Source organism: Vibrio sp. 704, assembly GCF_033339295.1.
Genome location: NZ_JAWOUH010000322.1, coordinates 1 through 786, shown reverse-complemented (window position 1 = coordinate 786; position 786 = coordinate 1). Strand labels below are relative to the sequence as shown.

General features: G+C 47.2%; 1 protein-coding gene. It reads left to right on the top strand.

Annotated elements, in window-relative coordinates; translation table 11 throughout:
• Window positions 1-77: 77 nt before the first annotated feature.
• On the top strand, window positions 78-786 hold a 709-nt coding region (locus R7R24_RS26195), incomplete at its 3' end, for a galactose-1-epimerase (RefSeq protein ID WP_318120044.1).

The following is a 786-nucleotide window of genomic DNA, read 5'->3' as shown; positions in this document are numbered from 1 at the left end:
CGGGCTTAAAAGAGTCGATTTATGTTTGCCAAGCCAAAAATGGTGCGGGTTTGGTTGAAGTGCTGTAAGGAATGATGATGAAAGCCTATTTTCAACAACTAGAACAAGCGATGGCGCAAACGCCGTCGTTTGATGGCCAAACTGCGAATCTGATTCATTTGACCAACGCGAATGGTATGACAGCGTCGTTTATGGATATCGGTGCGACGTGGTTGAGTTGCACATTACCGGTAAATGGTGAAAACCGTGAAGTGTTGTTGCGCTCACCAAATATGGCTGAACACATGAAGCAAGACGCTTACTTCGGTTCCATTGTTGGCCGCTTTGCTAACCGAATTGCGAAAGGGCAGTTTGAGATAGACGGAGAGAAGTATCAACTTGGTATCAATAACGGTGAAAACTCACTGCACGGTGGCCTAGAAGGGTTTGATAAACGCCGCTGGAAGGTTGAAGAGCAAAATGATCAACAGGTCACTGTTTCACTTCGCTCCCCGGACGGTGACCAAGGCTATCCGGGAAACCTCGATGTGAAGGTGACGTACACGCTCACTGACGAGAATGAACTAGCTATCGCCTATGATGCTAAGACCGACAAAACATCACCAGTGAATTTAACCAATCACGCCTACTTTAACTTGGCTGGTGAGGCGAGCCGCGCGAAAAGTTTGGATCATACTTTACAGCTTAACGCTGGATATTACTTGCCAACGGATGCGGGGTTAATTCCTACCGGTGAACAAAAGCCAGTTTTGGGTACCAGTTTCGACTTCACCGAGCCAAAATCGA